The sequence below is a fragment of the Acinetobacter junii genome (assembly GCF_018336855.1).
Taxonomy (GTDB): Bacteria; Pseudomonadota; Gammaproteobacteria; order Pseudomonadales; family Moraxellaceae; genus Acinetobacter; species Acinetobacter junii.
On record NZ_CP059558.1, the window covers coordinates 211,280 to 227,049 of the forward strand.

20 protein-coding genes and 2 tRNA genes are annotated in these 15,770 nt (G+C 39.7%); 13 read left to right on the forward strand and 9 right to left on the reverse strand.

The annotated features are described in order from the left end of the window. Positions 1 to 57 precede the first annotated feature (57 nt). Together H2677_RS00975 and H2677_RS00980 are read left to right on the forward strand one after the other, a co-directional pair. Entirely contained in the window at positions 58 to 1,131 is a 1,074-nt protein-coding gene (locus H2677_RS00975) for a DNA/RNA non-specific endonuclease (protein ID WP_212638968.1), read from the forward strand. A gap of 70 nt (positions 1,132 to 1,201) precedes the next feature. Beyond that, a complete protein-coding gene (locus H2677_RS00980) occupies positions 1,202 to 1,444 on the forward strand; it encodes a hypothetical protein (RefSeq protein ID WP_087540191.1) in 243 nt (80 codons plus the stop codon). 50 nt (positions 1,445 to 1,494) lie between these two features. Here H2677_RS00980 and aqpZ read toward each other — a convergent pair whose 3' ends face one another. Then, complete coding sequence (gene aqpZ / locus H2677_RS00985) at positions 1,495 to 2,184, reverse strand: aquaporin Z (RefSeq protein ID WP_099947949.1); 690 nt, start codon at positions 2,182 to 2,184, stop codon at positions 1,495 to 1,497. A gap of 164 nt (positions 2,185 to 2,348) precedes the next feature. Continuing rightward, positions 2,349 to 3,359 carry an AraC family transcriptional regulator gene (locus tag H2677_RS00990; RefSeq protein WP_212638969.1) on the reverse strand — a complete coding sequence of 337 codons (1,011 nt, stop codon included), beginning with the start codon at positions 3,357 to 3,359 and terminating at the stop codon, positions 2,349 to 2,351. Positions 3,360 to 3,474: 115 nt separating this feature from the next. On the opposite strand from H2677_RS00990, the gene H2677_RS00995 reads away from it, so the two are divergent. Beyond that, positions 3,475 to 4,122 carry a sterol desaturase family protein gene (locus H2677_RS00995; protein WP_075696016.1) on the forward strand — a complete coding sequence of 216 codons (648 nt, stop codon included), beginning with the start codon at positions 3,475 to 3,477 and terminating at the stop codon, positions 4,120 to 4,122. Positions 4,123 to 4,422: 300 nt separating this feature from the next. Here H2677_RS00995 and hisF read toward each other — a convergent pair whose 3' ends face one another. Beyond that, positions 4,423 to 5,181: an imidazole glycerol phosphate synthase subunit HisF gene (hisF, locus tag H2677_RS01000; protein WP_004812244.1), complete on the reverse strand. Its 759-nt coding sequence runs from the start codon at positions 5,179 to 5,181 to the stop codon at positions 4,423 to 4,425. 112 nt (positions 5,182 to 5,293) lie between these two features. On the opposite strand from hisF, the gene H2677_RS01005 reads away from it, so the two are divergent. The 5 genes from H2677_RS01005 to H2677_RS01025 are packed head-to-tail and all read left to right on the forward strand — an operon-like array spanning position 5,294 to position 8,148. Beyond that, positions 5,294 to 6,244: a homoserine kinase gene (locus H2677_RS01005; protein WP_129261403.1), complete on the forward strand. Its 951-nt coding sequence runs from the start codon at positions 5,294 to 5,296 to the stop codon at positions 6,242 to 6,244. A gap of 9 nt (positions 6,245 to 6,253) precedes the next feature. Beyond that, positions 6,254 to 6,871 (forward strand): DUF1294 domain-containing protein, encoded by a 618-nt coding sequence (locus H2677_RS01010; RefSeq protein WP_125318632.1) that lies wholly within the window; start codon positions 6,254 to 6,256, stop codon positions 6,869 to 6,871. Between the two features lie 27 nt (positions 6,872 to 6,898). Further along, positions 6,899 to 7,291, forward strand: a complete 393-nt coding sequence (locus tag H2677_RS01015; RefSeq protein WP_004909785.1) for a DUF4870 family protein — start codon at positions 6,899 to 6,901, stop codon at positions 7,289 to 7,291. Between the two features lie 37 nt (positions 7,292 to 7,328). After that, positions 7,329 to 7,832 carry a GNAT family N-acetyltransferase gene (locus H2677_RS01020; protein ID WP_212638970.1) on the forward strand — a complete coding sequence of 168 codons (504 nt, stop codon included), beginning with the start codon at positions 7,329 to 7,331 and terminating at the stop codon, positions 7,830 to 7,832. Next, positions 7,822 to 8,148, forward strand: coding sequence for an antibiotic biosynthesis monooxygenase family protein (locus H2677_RS01025; protein ID WP_212638971.1), 327 nt, complete (start codon positions 7,822 to 7,824; stop codon positions 8,146 to 8,148). Before H2677_RS01020 ends, H2677_RS01025 begins: the two co-directional genes overlap by 11 nt. A gap of 1 nt (position 8,149) precedes the next feature. On the opposite strand, the gene H2677_RS01030 is transcribed toward H2677_RS01025, so the two are convergent. Continuing rightward, the gene (locus H2677_RS01030) at positions 8,150 to 8,992 is read right to left on the reverse strand and encodes a DMT family transporter (RefSeq protein WP_235702183.1); all 843 of its coding nucleotides are present in this window, start codon (positions 8,990 to 8,992) and stop codon (positions 8,150 to 8,152) included. A gap of 155 nt (positions 8,993 to 9,147) precedes the next feature. Between H2677_RS01030 and H2677_RS01035 the strand changes: the two genes are divergently transcribed. After that, on the forward strand, positions 9,148 to 9,699 hold the full coding sequence (locus H2677_RS01035) for a helix-turn-helix domain-containing protein (protein ID WP_212638972.1): 552 nt from the start codon (positions 9,148 to 9,150) through the stop codon (positions 9,697 to 9,699). A gap of 247 nt (positions 9,700 to 9,946) precedes the next feature. Here H2677_RS01035 and hisA read toward each other — a convergent pair whose 3' ends face one another. The 5 genes from hisA to hisB form a co-directional block, all read right to left on the reverse strand. Next, complete coding sequence (gene hisA, locus H2677_RS01040; RefSeq protein ID WP_004951455.1) at positions 9,947 to 10,678, reverse strand: 1-(5-phosphoribosyl)-5-[(5-phosphoribosylamino)methylideneamino]imidazole-4-carboxamide isomerase; 732 nt, start codon at positions 10,676 to 10,678, stop codon at positions 9,947 to 9,949. A gap of 65 nt (positions 10,679 to 10,743) precedes the next feature. After that, positions 10,744 to 11,406, reverse strand: coding sequence for a 3'-5' exonuclease (locus H2677_RS01045; protein WP_212638973.1), 663 nt, complete (start codon positions 11,404 to 11,406; stop codon positions 10,744 to 10,746). A 93-nt stretch (positions 11,407 to 11,499) separates the two neighbouring features. Beyond that, positions 11,500 to 12,033, reverse strand: a complete 534-nt coding sequence (locus H2677_RS01050) for a DUF805 domain-containing protein (protein ID WP_212638974.1) — start codon at positions 12,031 to 12,033, stop codon at positions 11,500 to 11,502. 181 nt (positions 12,034 to 12,214) lie between these two features. After that, entirely contained in the window at positions 12,215 to 12,832 is a 618-nt protein-coding gene (gene hisH, locus H2677_RS01055) for an imidazole glycerol phosphate synthase subunit HisH (RefSeq protein ID WP_004909763.1), read from the reverse strand. Then, positions 12,832 to 13,425, reverse strand: coding sequence for an imidazoleglycerol-phosphate dehydratase HisB (gene hisB / locus H2677_RS01060; protein WP_004877928.1), 594 nt, complete (start codon positions 13,423 to 13,425; stop codon positions 12,832 to 12,834). The genes hisH and hisB overlap by 1 nt, the downstream gene beginning before the upstream one ends. A gap of 103 nt (positions 13,426 to 13,528) precedes the next feature. On the opposite strand from hisB, the gene H2677_RS01065 reads away from it, so the two are divergent. The 4 genes from H2677_RS01065 (at position 13,529) to H2677_RS01080 (ending at position 15,761) form a co-directional block, all read left to right on the forward strand. After that, entirely contained in the window at positions 13,529 to 13,906 is a 378-nt protein-coding gene (locus H2677_RS01065; protein ID WP_004909759.1) for a GNAT family N-acetyltransferase, read from the forward strand. A gap of 108 nt (positions 13,907 to 14,014) precedes the next feature. After that, positions 14,015 to 14,090 (forward strand) — tRNA-Phe (locus H2677_RS01070). A 139-nt stretch (positions 14,091 to 14,229) separates the two neighbouring features. Beyond that, positions 14,230 to 14,305: transfer RNA gene (locus H2677_RS01075), tRNA-Phe, on the forward strand. A 196-nt stretch (positions 14,306 to 14,501) separates the two neighbouring features. Next, positions 14,502 to 15,761 (forward strand): OmpP1/FadL family transporter, encoded by a 1,260-nt coding sequence (locus H2677_RS01080; RefSeq protein ID WP_212638975.1) that lies wholly within the window; start codon positions 14,502 to 14,504, stop codon positions 15,759 to 15,761. Positions 15,762 to 15,770: the final 9 nt, after the last annotated feature.

Sequence of the window (15,770 nt, forward strand, 5' to 3'; positions counted from 1 at the left end):
TATACATCAAGCTTTTGAGTTGTTAAGCTTCGCATTCTTAAAGGTTTTGATGTAGTCATGGCAAAGAAAACAACGAGAAAAGGTAAATCACAAACTACTTTTTTGAGCAAAAATACTGGAAAAGTGCTGCTCGCGTTGATCGCAACAGGAAGCTTTGCGATAGCCTTTGGTAGTGAAAAGATTTCTAAATTTATTCCATTACAATCAAGTAGTGGAGCGTGTCTTAATCAGTTTTATCGTGAAGTTCCTCCATTGCTCAATAAGGAAAGCTTAACCAAACATAGCTATGCCTTATGTTTTAATGATTTTAATGTCATGTATTCAGGTGTTTCAAAAACACCACTATGGTCAGCCGAGTATTTAAGCCCTGATCGATTAAGTATAAAAATTAAACGCGAAGATAATTTCCATGAAGAAACACGTGTAGAAATGGCTCATCGAGCATTGCTATCGGACTATCGTGGTTCAGGATATGATCGTGGGCATATGGCACCCAATGCAGATATGAACAATACTGCTGCACAATATGATAGTTTTTCTTTAGCCAACATGGTGCCTCAAGCACCTAAAAACAATCAGGAAGTTTGGCGAAAACTTGAAGAGGCTGTCCGTGCAGTTGTGACCAAACATCATAAAGATGCATATGTTGTAACAGGTCCAGTTTTTGAAGGAAAACGACTCAAAACAATCGGTAGCGGTGTGATTGTCCCGACTGCGGTTTATAAAGCTGTGTACTTACCTAAACAAGGAATCATTGGGGCTTATTACGCACCAAATAATAATTCTGAACAGGTCGAGGTGGTGAGCGTTTGTTATCTAGAAGAAAAATTAGGGATTAATTTATTTCCACAACTGACCGAACAACAAAAACGCAATATTTATCATTTACCATTATCGGCTCAACAGGTAAAAGCCAATAAAGAAATCAGCTATTCGCATTGGGATGGTCAAAGTCAATGTGCTGAAGAAGCGACTACAGAAGCGATACAGGCACAGCAAAAACAGTTTAGTTCGGGTGAAAGCCAAACTTCACAGAGTAGTCTTCCGCAAATTGATGAAGAAACTAAACAAGCTTTAATTAAACAATTGGTCGATGCACTTGTGCAGTATTTCTTACAATTGTTGCGATAATCGAATCGATCTTGGCCGTAAATTGATTTAGATTCAGAATATAGCTCGACAATAATAAAGTGAGTAGAAAATGTTTAAACCATTTGAAACTGGAAATGAATCATCTTCGATTTATGATTTGACGCTTGAAAACCAAGTGGACTGCGTCAGTTTGTACGGTAATTTGCAGATTACAAAAGATCAAGTGGGATTAAAAGCGGCTAAAGCTTTACAGCAATTGATCAATGATGTGGTGATCGCTTTAGAAAAAGAAGAATTACCTGCACAGATCGAGCGAAAGCCAGAGCAGGAAATAGAGAATCCATTTTTATAATCCAATAAAAAAACAGCCATATAGTGGCTGTTTTTTTATGGAGTGATCATTTAATTTCGGGGTGTAGCAACCACTTTGTATATGAGAGCACCAATAACTGCACCTACAATTGGTGCAATCCAAAATAACCATAATTGACCAAGTGCCGCAGTTTCTGCAAAGAAAGCCACACCCGTACTACGTGCAGGATTCACAGATGTATTCGTTACAGGAATACTGATTAAATGAATTACGGTGAGGGTTAAACCAATTGCAATCGGTGCAAAACCTGCTGGAGCATTTTGATGAGTTGATAATAAAATAATAATTAAAAAGACGGCTGTTAGAACGACTTCAATTAAGAACGCTGAAGCTAGAGAAAAGTGATTTGGCGATAACTCTCCATAACCATTGGTTGCGAATCCACCTGTGCCTGCAAAGCCGGCTTGTCCTTGTACAATCATATAAAGAATCAGCGCTGCAAAAGTTGCACCCACAACCTGAGAAATAATATAGGGAGCGAGATCTTTGGCATCAAGACGACCACCCACCCATAAACCGACACTTACTGCAGGGTTAAAATGAGCGCCAGAAATATGTCCAAATGCATAAGCGCCTGTTAAGACAGTAAGGCCAAAAGCGAAAGCCACTCCTAGAAAACCAATTCCGAGTTCTGGAAATGCGGCGGCAAGTACGGCACTTCCACAACCGCCAAACACCAACCAAAACGTTCCGAGAAATTCTGCTAAATATTTGTTCATTGTTATCACCAAATTAATTATAAGAATAAAAGCACCCATTGGATGGATGGTTAATTATTGTGCCTGTGAAATTAATGTGAATTTATAAGCATAGGTCACTGAATCTTGTATAAAGATTGTTTAATTAGTGATCAATTGTAAAATGGTGAGAACATTAAGCGTTTTTATAAAGAACTGTAAGTTGTGTTGTGTTTTCGCCATTGTTGAGGAGTTTGTCCTGTCCAAAGTTTAAAAGCACGTTGAAAAGCGCTTTGTTCTGAGTAGCAAAGTAGTAAAGAGATTTCTTGCAAACTCAGGTGCGGATCTTTTAAGTATTCTGTAGCCAACATAAAGCGGACTTGTTGGACACGCTCCTGAAAGGTTGTGTTTTGCTGTTGTAAATGACGCTGTAATTGTCGTACAGAAAGTCCCAATTTCTCAGCGATAAAATCAATCTGATATTGATTCTTCTGTAAGCCCGTTAAAATTGCATGTTGTAAACGCTGATCTAATTGTGTTGAATTCGGTAGTTTATCTAATAGTGCCTGAGCTTGTTGCAATAACAATTGTTGCAGGGTGTGATCACCTGTTTTTAGTGGTTTGAATGCTTCAGTAATCGGGAGTAAAAGCTGAGTCTTAGGTTGATCAAAACGAACTTTGCAGTGGAAATACTGTTCATACACCGTGAGGTTTTTAGGTGCAGGATTCACAAAATGAACTTCGTGTAAATGGATCATTTCCCCTGACATAAACAGTTTAAGGAATTGCACCATCAGTGCTATTGCAATTTCGTCTGTCAGTTGAGTGGGGTGTAGTTCAGGTGCTTCCCAACGAATAGATGCATAGGGTTGATTAAATTCAACAATTAAAGGACTTCCATCATAAATAAGTCGATGAAAATCATGATAGCGTGCTAAAGCTTCACCAAGACTTTCACAAGATAAGGCTAAGTAAGCAATAATCCCTAAATGCTTAGGTTGGACGTATTCCGCAATTTCTAATCCTAAACCGATTTTTGGATGTAGTTGATTCAACTCTTCAAGTAGATCCCGCCAAATGACATAATCAAAGCGTTCAAGGTTTTGAATTTTTTGTAATTGTTCAGGTAAAGCTAGATCTTTAGCTTCACAATAAGTCGTCAGTAAATGCCCCAAGCCACCGTAAACTGATCCTGTATAATTCTTGAGTTGAGACATCCTGTCTGTTCCTCTTATTGTCGTGTTTTGTCAATATTAATATATCGTATCGTCAATACTTCGCCTACAAAAATTTATATCTTAAATAAAAAGAAGCACAGTTTAGGAGATCAAAATGATCAAGGGTTTTATCGCAGGTTTAGCGGTTGCAAATGCATTTGAATGGTTCGCACATAAATACGTTTTGCATGGTGTGCATCGTCCTGGGCAACCTCGTTATAGTCCTGTACCTAAAAGCATGGAGTCGCATTGGGCGCATCATCGTGAAGTACGTAAACAAGATTTCTCGGATGAATGTTATGTGGAAGGCATTGATCACTGGCGTACGCGTAATGAGTTAATGTCACTTGCTGTAGCCGCAGGTGTGGCAAGTGTTGTGTTCTATCCTTTTTCAAAAGGCATGGCACTTGCAGCGATTTATAGTGCGGGGAATTATTATTATGTTCATCGCCGTGCCCATCTTGAGCCTGATTGGGCGAAGCGCACGATCCCGTGGCACTATGATCACCACATGAACTCGAACCAAGATGCAAATTGGTGTGTTACTCGTCCTTGGTTTGATTATGTGATGGGGACGCGTGTGGTGTCTTCAGCAGATTTGAAAGAAGCTAATCCATTGGGTCTGCCTTTACCTGCACCGATTTCGAAGATATTAACTGAAGCGATTGAATCAGTATTTCCTGCAAAATGGGTAGAGCAGAAACCAAAATTGGTGACCGCTGCTCAGACAGAAGAGATCGAAAAAGTATCGGTTGCATCTTGATAAAGCGTGAAGAGGGTATTTTGACAAAACATGATGCTGGTCGTGTGCTTCTGTCGTGAATTGTCAATAAAATTGGTTTTTAATGTCAATATTTTTGCTGAATATCTCGCTAATTTAGCCCAAGCCTTTTTGTTGCTTGATATTTATCCAAATTTATTGTTTTTCGTTTACCCTCTAGCGTTGTATAAACGCATTTCATATACCTTGCTGAGCAAGGTATTTTTTTGACTAAAATTTGCCGAATAAAAAACCTCTCAAGTAATCACATTGAGAGGTTTGGATCTAGCTATTTTTTATTGCTTAAAGGCGCATTTCAATGCCTTGCTCAGCTAAATATTTTTTCGCTTCAGGAATAGTATGTTGACCAAAGTGGAAAATGGAAGCGGCAAGTACAGCATCTGCGCCACCTTTCAAAATACCATCTGCCAAATGTTGTAAATTTCCTACACCACCTGAAGCAATCGTTGGAATCGTGACACGATCATTGATTTGACGCATTAAAGCGATGTCATAGCCTGCTTTGGTTCCATCGGCATCCATACTGGTAATCAGTAATTCACCTGCACCAAAGTCTGCCATTTTGACAGCCCATTCTATTGCATCAATACCTGTTGGCTTACGTCCACCGTGGGTAAAAATTTCCCACTTATTTTCGCCAGTTTTTTTCGCATCAATTGCAACCACGATACATTGAGCACCAAAACGTTGGGATGCTTCTTGAACAAATTCAGGGTTGAACACCGCTGCCGAGTTGATACTGACTTTGTCTGCACCGGCATTGAGAAGTAAACGGATATCTTCGACTTTACGTACACCACCGCCTACGGTTAAAGGGACAAAGACACTCTCAGCCATGCGCTCAACAGTACGGTAAGTCGTATCGCGTCCATGATGGGTAGCAGTAATATCTAAAAAGGTAATTTCATCGGCACCTTGTTCGTTATAACGACGTGCAACTTCGACAGGATCACCTGCATCACGAATATCAAGGAATTGAACGCCTTTGACGACTCGACCATTATCAACATCTAAGCAAGGGATAATACGTTTTGCGAGCATAAAATTTTCCAAAAAATCGCCAATAGAGAAAGGAGACCGACTCTGGTGCTACACCTTCATGGAGGGAAAGGGTATTCTATCAAACTTCACAGCTATTTTTTGCAGGTTTTCCATGTCGGTTTATACCCCGTTGAGTTTAGAAGATGTTCAAGCTTTTGCTGAACCTTATGGTTTGGCAGTGATTGACCTGATTCCAATCCAAGGCGGTATTCAAAACACCAACTATTTTTTGGTGGATCAAACTCAAAAACATTACGTTCTTACTGTTTTTGAAGAGCTTGATGCTGAAGGAGCTGGTGAGCTTGTTCCCGTACTAGACTGTTTGGGAGAGGCTGGGGTTGCCGTTGCTGTACCATTGAAGCATCATGGTCAAGCCATTCATAGCATCGCAGATAAACCTGCACAAATCGCCCCACGCTTGATGGGTGAACATCCAGAAGAAGCAACATTATTACAAATCCAAGCGATTGCTCAGGCTCAAGCAAAAATTCATGTGGCGTTGAAAGATTTTCCTTTAAAGCGTGATTTTAATCGTAATCATCAGTATTGGTCAGATGTAGCAGAGCAACTTAGACCCAATATGAATGACGATGATCAATCCCTATTGGATCAAGTTTTTCAGCAATTTGCCAAAATTACACAGCAATATCCTGATCGTCCTGTCGGTTTTATTCATTCTGATCTATTTAGAGACAATACGTTATTTGAAGGTGATCAATTACGAGGGATTCTTGATTTTTATGAGTTAAATCAAGATGAGTTTTTATTTGATGTTGCGATTAGTATCAATGATTTCTGTACAGCTTATCCAAAGGCTCATTTAGACCAAGCCAAGGCAGAAGCTTTCCTTGCAGCGTATCAAAGCATTCGTCAACTCACAGCTGATGAGTTAGCGTGTTTAAATATTTTCTTGGCAATGGCTGCATGTCGTTTCTGGAGTATGCGTCTCCAAGTTGCACAAAAAAATGCGGAACAGGGTCGTACCGGTGAAGACATTTCACAAAAAGACCCGATGGAAATGCGGATGATGCTGCAAGATCGTTTACAAAAAGTTCAAGCTTAAGGAAAAAGCATGCGAGACCAAGGTCGTTTAGTAGAATGGTTTGATGATAAAGGCTATGGTTTTATTCAACCGAATGATAAGCACAAAGATCGGGTCTTTTTACACATCAAGGACTTTGCTCGCACAGGTCCTCGACCTATTATAGGTTGTGCTTTGGAGTACTTGGTGATCTTAGATGAGCGTGGTCGTTATCGTGCTCAGCAAGTCAGTTATCTAAAAGCAGCCCAAGTATTTGAACATAAGCCTAAACCTTTAGATGCAAAGTCTGCTAAACGTTGGACAGCGATGCAAATTGGCATTGTGATTTATATTGTATTCATGGGCATCGCGAGCTTTAGTAAATTATTACCACCTTATACTTTATTGTTCGTAAGTTTGATGAATGTCTTGAGTTATTGGCTATATGCTCAAGACAAAGAGGCGGCACAATTGGGGAATCGCCGTATTCCTGAGCAAACCTTACATATCGTGGATTCGCTTGGAGGATGGTGTGCAGGTTGGTTAGCACAACAAAAACTGAGACATAAAACACAAAAACAACCGTTTCGTAAGATTTATTTCTGTACCATAGTCTTCCATATATTATTGATATGTTGGTTAATTTCTCCACTCAATGTGTTCTATTGAGGGAGTTCGTTTCTGGAGATAAATAAAATGAATTATTCCGTTGATCAAGACCCGAACCGTACTTTGACTTTGGTCCTTTACGTACTTTATATCATTGCGATTTTTACAGGTGGATTATTGGCAGTGATTGCCTTAATTATTAACTATGTAAAACGTAGCGATGTAAGAGGCTCTATTTTTGAAAGTCATTTTACTTGGCAGATTCGGACATTTTGGTGGTATCTCGCTTGGAATATCATTGCCTTTATTCCATTCTTCTTCTTGTTTTTTACAGGCGATAATCCGAATGCCTTTGCGGGTGTCGCATTATCAGGAACGGTTTTCTGTGTAGCGGTGATTTTCGCTGCTTGGGTTTGGATTGTATATCGTGCAATACGAGGCTTGATTGCTCTCAATGACAATAAACCTATGTATCAATGAATTGAGGTGTTGAACCTGAAGAATTGGTAGTTATTTGATGCGTTTATATTATGAACCTTTGACTGTTGAGCATGCAGATCTCATTTATTCATATACGCTTGATGATGATCTATATCGTTTTATTCCTGACGTGAAATATCCTGAGCGAGAAGGATTAAGACAACGGTTTAGGCAACTCGCCAAAGGTTCAGGCACACTCGAAGAAGTCTGGGTAAATTGGGTGGTTTTTGATGACACAAGTCAACAGCAACCGATTGGTACGCTGCAAGCTACCATTTTCCCTCATAAGCAAACTGCTTACGTTGGCTATATCATTTTTAAGGATTTCTGGAATAAAGGTTATGCAACTCAAGCCTTAAAATGGCTTGAAACCTATTTAAATCAACAATATGCCATATATAATATAGAGGCTTATGTCGATCAAAATAATCATGCATCCAAACGTGTATTGCAAAAATGCCATTTTAAATATAGTGGTTGTGATGGAAGTGATGCTGTTTTTAGTAAAAATCATTTAAACAGGTTGGATTATGATTATTGAGCATGTGCATTTAACAATTAAACCTAATCAAAGTCAGGCATTTGAGGCAGCATTTCAAAAAGCCAAAGCTATTATTTATCCGATGGTGGGATTAAATGCCGTACAGTTGATCAAAAATGTTCAAGATGATCATCGCTATATTCTGATGATATTTTGGGATCATATTGAAGATCACACAGAAGGGTTTAGAAAGTCTGCTGCTTATCAAGAATGGAAAGCTTTATTACATCCCTTCTATGATCCAATGCCAATCGTTGAATATTATCAACCTCAGATGCTACTGAAGAAGAATGAGCCGCCAATAAAAGAAAAGTAAGCTAAGCATCTTTATTGTTTTGAGGAGAGTTGAGTATTTTGAGTTTGAGCTCACTCACTAAAACACCCAATACCACCAGTAATCCGCCAAATAATGCGAGTAAGGGCAAACGCTCACCTGCAATTCTTCCAATCAGACCTGCCCAAACAGGTTCACCTGCATAAATGATCGCTGCACGACTTGGATCAACCATGCTTTGTGCCCAGTTCATGACAAACTGAATTAAAGCACTGGCGAGCCCCAATCCAGTTGCGATTAATAGGAGAGGCCATGAAAATGCTGGTAGCTGATGTTCACCAACTAAAGGCATACTGGCGAAAGAGAGTAAGGCGGCAACCATAAGTTGAATCACAGTCACGCGTCGTAAATTTACTCGTCCTGCAAAATAACCAATCAAAATAATCTCTAATGCAATCACCAAAGCACAGATCAGGGTAAGTACTTGTCCATAAGAGAGCGTGATATTGGAAAAACCATTTCCTGTCAGTAGGACTAAGCCTGTAAATGCTAATGCTGAGCCGATCCATGTCATGAGTGAAGGTGATTTTTGAAAAATAACCCACATGAGAATAGGTACTAAAGGAACATAAAGCGCAGTAAGAAAAGCCGATTCGCTACTTAAAATACTTTGTAGACCAATCGTTTGTGTACCATAACCAATCGCAATCATGATGCCGATGGCAGTTCCAGCCAGAGTTTCTTTGAGCGTTAAACCCGACATGGATTTTAATGAAAGTAGGAAAATCACACCTGCAGCAACTGCAAAACGGCAACCGACGAAAAACATCGGTGTACTAAAGTTGAGTGCATATTGCACGGCTAGAAAAGTCCCACCCCAAATCATGGTGATAAAAATCAATGCAAATTGTGCTGCTCTAGGCGATTGCGAGAAAGCTGTCAAAACCAAATTCCAAATCTACGTGCAATATACTGCACATGTTGCATTAATTTATGCATTTGTGCAATATATTGCGCACAATCAAATGAGAGTGAAACTGCATGAATCATCCTGATGCGGTATTGCAATATGTAGGGCAGAATATTCGTTTTTATCGAAACCAGCATCAATTAAGTCAGCAAGAGTTGGCAGAGCGGGCTGGAGTCAGCCGACGTACCATCGCATCTATAGAAACAGGAATGGTGAATATTAGTCTGACCAAGCTGGATGCGATTGCAAATGCTTTAGATGTGAATTTCAAGCAACTTGTGACAGCACCAGAGCTTGTGGATTCTGCGGTCGTTAAGACTTTGGCATGGCAAGGCACTCATCTTGAGAGTCAGGCAACTTTACATGCATCCATCCCTGCACGTACTCAAGTCGAATTATGGACATGGACATTGGCTGCTGGAGAGACTTATGTTGCTGAACCTGATCAACAAGGGTGGCAGGAGTTGATCTATGTCATTGAAGGTGAACTGAGTCTAGAATTTGCTTCTGGAACACATTTAGTTGCAACGGGTACATCGTTTTTATTTGATAGTTCTGTTCCTTATTGCTATAGCAATCAAGGTACTGACATACTTCGCTTTATTCGAAATGTAATTTATTGATCTAAAAAAGCCAAACACGAAAGTTTGGCTTTTTTATGCTTAATGGCGTTAGTCTGTTGAACTAAATTGCATCAAACTGATGTTTAGTATGTGTTCCATACTTATCAATCATGATTTAATTGGCTTCATTCAACTTATATAGCTTGAAATGAATACCATTCATTCTTTAGAACGAATTGATTGTAAGATTTGGCGTTTAAAGTCCAAAAGCTCTAGCCATTATTCAAATCGCTAGAGCTAAACACAATTAAAGTGATTGTTCATCCAGTAAAAGTTGAGCTTCACGAAGGCTTAAAGTGCCCTCATAAATTGCTCGACCTGTGATTGCACCTAAAATGCCAGATTGACCTTTTAAGTTGCGTACATCATCAAGATTGGTGACACCACCAGATGCAATAACAGGTAATCCTGAATATTGAGCTAAGTGAACAGTTTGCTCAACGTTGACACCTTGCATCATGCCATCACGTGCAATATCAGTGTAGACGATGCTAGATACACCAGCGTCAGCGAAACGTTTAGCAAGATCAGTCGCTTTGACATCAGTGACATTTGCCCAACCGTCAGTTGCAACCATGCCATTGATCGCATCGATACCAACGATAATACGACCTGCAAATTGTTTACATGCTTCTTCAACAAATTCAGGTTCTTTGACTGCTTTGGTACCGATAATGACAAACGATACGCCAGCATCTAAGTAGTGCTCGATGGTTTCAAGTGAACGGATGCCACCACCAATTTGGATTGGTAATTCAGGTTGTGCTCGCGCAATAGCTTCAACCACTGGTTTGTGAATTGGCGTACCAGCGAAAGCACCATTTAAATCAACTAAATGTAAACGACGTGCGCCTTCATCAACCCAATGTTGTGCAGTTGCCACAGGATCATCAGAGAAAACAGTATCGTCTTCCATGCGTCCTTGTTTTAAACGTACACATTTACCATCTTTCAGGTCAATTGCAGGGATGATTAGCATGCTTTCGCTCCTAGCTTCATCGTAAATTAAAATTGGCTACATATTAACAAAGTATTGATCAATCTCTAAGTCTTGGATTGAGAACCTGTGAGTATTCTTTCGATTTGTTGTTGAAGTGGTGACGTGAAACTTTGATGCTGGTAGAGATATTCAAAAATAATACGCGCGGCATAAGCATCTGCCGCAGCATAATTGATTTGCTGTTGGCTCAGGGCCTTAGTCGACCAGTTAGAAGTGCTAATTTTTTTACTTTTAGGAAAATAACGCTGAAATAACAAAGCAATTGCCGTTTGTACACCGACTTGGGTGTTATATCCAAAATTTGAAAAGCATTTTGCTAAATCAATCAGACCGTTTGGATCAATCCCTTTGCGTCTAAAACCACTGGCATCATTTTTTAAACCAAAACCAACTTTGAGTTGTTGTTCATTTTCTAAAATAGGTTTTAAGAAAGCCAATATTTCTGGATTCACCTGAAAAAGATAAGCATTTTCCAAGCTAGACAACTGGATAAGGTGAGGGCCTGTTGATTTTTCACCGACTTTGAAGGTTGGTTTGGATTCTGTGTCAAAGCCGAACACTTGAACAGATTTAAGCTCAGCTTCAACTTGTAAACACTGATCAAGTGTTTGGATGACATAAATTCGATCTGGATTTAAGTTTTGAAATGCAGGGAAGGTGCGTATTTGTTCTTTGCTTAAAAGCGCAGTTTGTTGTTGCATTTCCATGAAATGAGCTCAAATCGTTTCACTCAGCTTAAACCGTTTTGATCAATTGAAAAAGCCAAGTTTTCCCACTTGGCTTTGAAAAATAGACTTGGTTTATTCTGCATATCTATTCATTTGTTCCATCTGGAGCTGTTGGCTTTTTTGAATATAGTTTTGGTAAGCAGTAACTGCGGACGATGCCATGGCTAAAATGCAGAGTGGAAGGATAATAATGTATATCCAAGCTAATACTTTTTCCCAAGCTTGAGTAATACGAGGTGAGCCATAATTATTTGCATTTTCATCACCCTTTGCACAACTCAAGTAAATAAAAAATAAGAAGTTGATGAGTGGAATAATCATCACTAATGACAACCAACCTGTTTGATTTCGATCATGTAAACGGCGGATTGAGAAAATAAAGCTGAAGTAGATCATTGCAATATAAACAATGATAAAGAGTCCACCAAATACATACATCGATGAACTTGTCGTTGAAGGACTCAAAGCTGGAACAAAAAACGCTGCGATAATACCCAAAATGAATACGAAGACCACGAGTAACATATTCCAGCCTAAGTAAGAGAGTCTGCCAAAACGCCCATTTGCACTAAAACCTGAATCATTTGTTTGAAGCTGAGAAGACATATTATTTTCCTGTAGTCTCTGATTTTTAAATTTAATTTTGAAATTATCTGTTGTTTGATTTTTATTTAAAGCGTTTGCATGATATGCAAAAAATAATGAGAAATAAATAGATAAGGCAATTAAAAAAATAAAGCCAATTTAAAATTGGCTTTATTATCAGGAACTAAACTTGTTCAAATGCTTAGATTTTCCATTCCACAAAGTTTTTTAATAACTGTAAACCAGCAGTATGACTTTTCTCTGGATGGAATTGGGTCGCGAATAAATTGTCTTTGTGAATCGCGGTACAGAAGTTCACACCATAATCACAAGTTGCCGCTGTAACTGTAGAATCTTTTGGTTCGACATAGTAGCTATGTACGAAATAAAAACGAGCATCTTGCTCGATGTTGTTCCACATTGGATGACTTGGATCAAGTTGATGTACTTGGTTCCAACCCATGTGCGGAACTTTTAAATTCGGAATTTCAGGGAAGTGTTTGACTACACCCTCAAAAATACCCAAAGCTTCTACGCCACCATTCTCTTCAGAGCTTTGTAGCAATGCTTGCATGCCAACACAAATCGCGAGTACAGGTTTATTAAAAGCCGCTTGACGAACGACTTCATCAATTCCTGCCTCATGCATACCTTGCATACAGTCACGCATGGCACCAACGCCTGGGAACACGATTTTATCCGCTTGGGCAATCAGCTTAGGATCGTTAGTCACATCAACTGTTGCACCTACATGCTCTAGCGCTTTGGCAGCTGAGTGTAAGTTGCCCATGCCATAATCAAGTAAAGCAATACGCGTCATTACAAGCTACCTTTCGTTGATGCAATCATGCCTTCGGCACGAGGATCAACCTCACACGCCATACGTAAAGCACGTGCCAAAGCTTTGAATACACTTTCGATCTGGTGATGGCTATTTTTGCCTTTTAAATTGTCGATATGTAAGGTCATCAACGCATGGTTGACAAAACCTTGGAAAAATTCTGAAAATAAATCGACATCGAATGTTCCGATACGGGCACGTGTGAATGGAATATCCATAAACAAGCCTGGACGACCAGAGAGATCAACGACAACACGCGAAAGTGCTTCATCGAGTGGTGCATAAAAATGACCGTAACGACGTAAGCCCTTTTTATCGCCTAAAGCTTGCGCAAAGGCTTGTCCCAAGGTGATTCCACAGTCTTCGACGGTATGGTGATCATCGATTTCCAAGTCACCATCGCAATGAATATCGATATCAAATAGACCATGGCGCTTGATTTGATCAATCATATGGTCTAAAAATGGAACTCCAGTGTTGAGTGTGCCTTGACCAGTACCATCGAGATTGAGACGAACTCGAATTTTTGTTTCGTTGGTATTTCTTACCACTTCACTGATACGTTGCGTCATGGACACGTTCCTCAAAAAACGTCAAAAATGATTGAATTAAAAACCAAAGTTTCGCTGTGACGAAAAAGTGACAGCATCATAGTTTGCTCAGGAGGGTTAATCAATGCCTATTACCGTACATGCTTACAGTTCACTAGAAAATCTAGGAATTCGTACCCAGCTAGAGCGACTTTATGACACCAGTCCAGAGTTTGGTGATGGGCAAGATGCAATGCAGCAACTTGAACAAGATCTACAGCAATATACCACAGTTTATACCGCTGAATTTAACACCAAAATTATAGGTGCAATCTGGGTCACAGGACAAGGTGAAAGCCGTGTTTTGGAATATATTGTTGTACATCCATCCAATCGCGGTCGCGGTGTGGCAGAACGCCTCGTTGAGGAAGTTTGCCGTATCGAAGAAGAGCAGGGCGTAAAACAGTTTGAACCTGGATGTGGCGCGATTCATCGTTGTCTATCACATCTTGGAAAAATCTAATCGCGAGCTAAATATGGGGTCTAATTGGAGTTAAATTAAACACTTAATCTAAAAATCCTTAAATTAACTTGACGGATTTTGACAAACATTGTTTAATACGCCCACTTTGGCGCGATAGCTCAGTAGGTAGAGCAACGGATTGAAAATCCGTGTGTCCCCAGTTCGATCCTGGGTCACGCCACCATAGATTCGAAATTTCAATCCCTGATCCCATCAGGGATTTTTTTTATCTGGACTTTTTTGCCTGAAAAATGGGCAATCAAATCAAAAGCTCAGGATAATTGTTGACTATTTGCTGTAGATACGGCTTAATACACGCCATTGGCGCGATAGCTCAGTAGGTAGAGCAACGGATTGAAAATCCGTGTGTCCCCAGTTCGATCCTGGGTCACGCCACCATATTCAAAAACCCCAAACTAATGTTTGGGGTTTTTTTATGGGTTAAATTATGCGTAATTCATATTTAAGTCTTTCTAAGTTCTATATTAAAAACTCTTTATGAATAAAAAGAATATGCATCTCAATTTTACTTAGTTATATGAATAAAAGAAAAACAATATACTTGAGAATATATTATTTTTGTTGAAGATAAGTTATGCAAAAGTTTATCGGGGTAGCTCTTCCAGTTGTTCTTTTATCGGGTATAGCACAGCACGCATCTGCGACAACGGGCTATTTTATGCATGGTTATGGCGTGAAAGCCCAAGGTCAAGCTGGTGCCTCTATCGCTGCATTTAACGATGCGCTCACTATAGCGAGTAATCCATCAGGTTTGAGCTGGATTGATAGCCGAGTAGATGTTGGTGCGACCCTATTTAATCCTAAACGCTCTGCTGCGATTGAGGGGAACTTAGCCGGTGCCAATGGACAATACAGCGGTAATGGTCGTGAATACTTTGTACTGCCTGAATTTGCGATCAATAAGAAAGTAAATGATAGCGTTGCTTTAGGCTTAGCGATTTATGGCAATGGTGGTATGAATACGACCTATAAACGCAATCCTTATGCCGCATTTGGTAATACAGGCGAAGCGGGTGTTGATTTATCTCAGGTATTTGTCTCTCCAACGGTTGCATGGCGTTATAGTGAAAATCAATCAATCGGGATTGCGACAAATTTTCTTTATCAACGTTTTGAAGCGAAAGGAATTTCTGGTTTTGCCCCATTTTCAAATGATGGAAAAAATCTAAGCAATAAAGGTAAAGACTCTGCTACAGGGATTGGAGTACGAGTGGGCTGGAGTGCGAAATTAAATGATGTCGTTACTGTCGGAGCAAACTATGCGTCAAAAATTGATGCAGATAAATTTGATAAGTATCGCGGTTTATTTGCTGAATCGGGTGATTTTGATGTTCCTGAGAGTTATGGGATTGGAGCGAGCTTCAAGCTAACTCCTGCTTTGACTGTATTAGCGGATGTACAGCGAATCAATTATTCGGATGTAGATTCAGTCGGTAATCCTTTTAGTTTAGCTTCAGTGATGCAAGGGAATACTTTCGGATCAGAAAAGGGACAGGGTTTCGGCTGGAAAGATATTAACGTCTATAAGTTGGGAGCAAGCTATCAAGTCAATCCACAACTCACAGTGCGTGCTGGTTATAGCCATAATGATCAGCCTATCCCACAAGATCAGACTTTCTTAAATATTCTAGCACCAGGTGTGATTAAAGATCATATTAGTCTAGGCGCGACGTGGGATATTGATCGAGCGCAAGAGTTAAGTGTTGCCTATACCTATGGTTTAAACGAAACCGTAAAAGGCAATCAATCGATCCCGACAGCATTTGGTGGGGGTGAGGCAAATCTAGAAATGGATCAACATATCTTAGGTATATCTTACGGTGTGAAGTTCTAAATAGAAAAA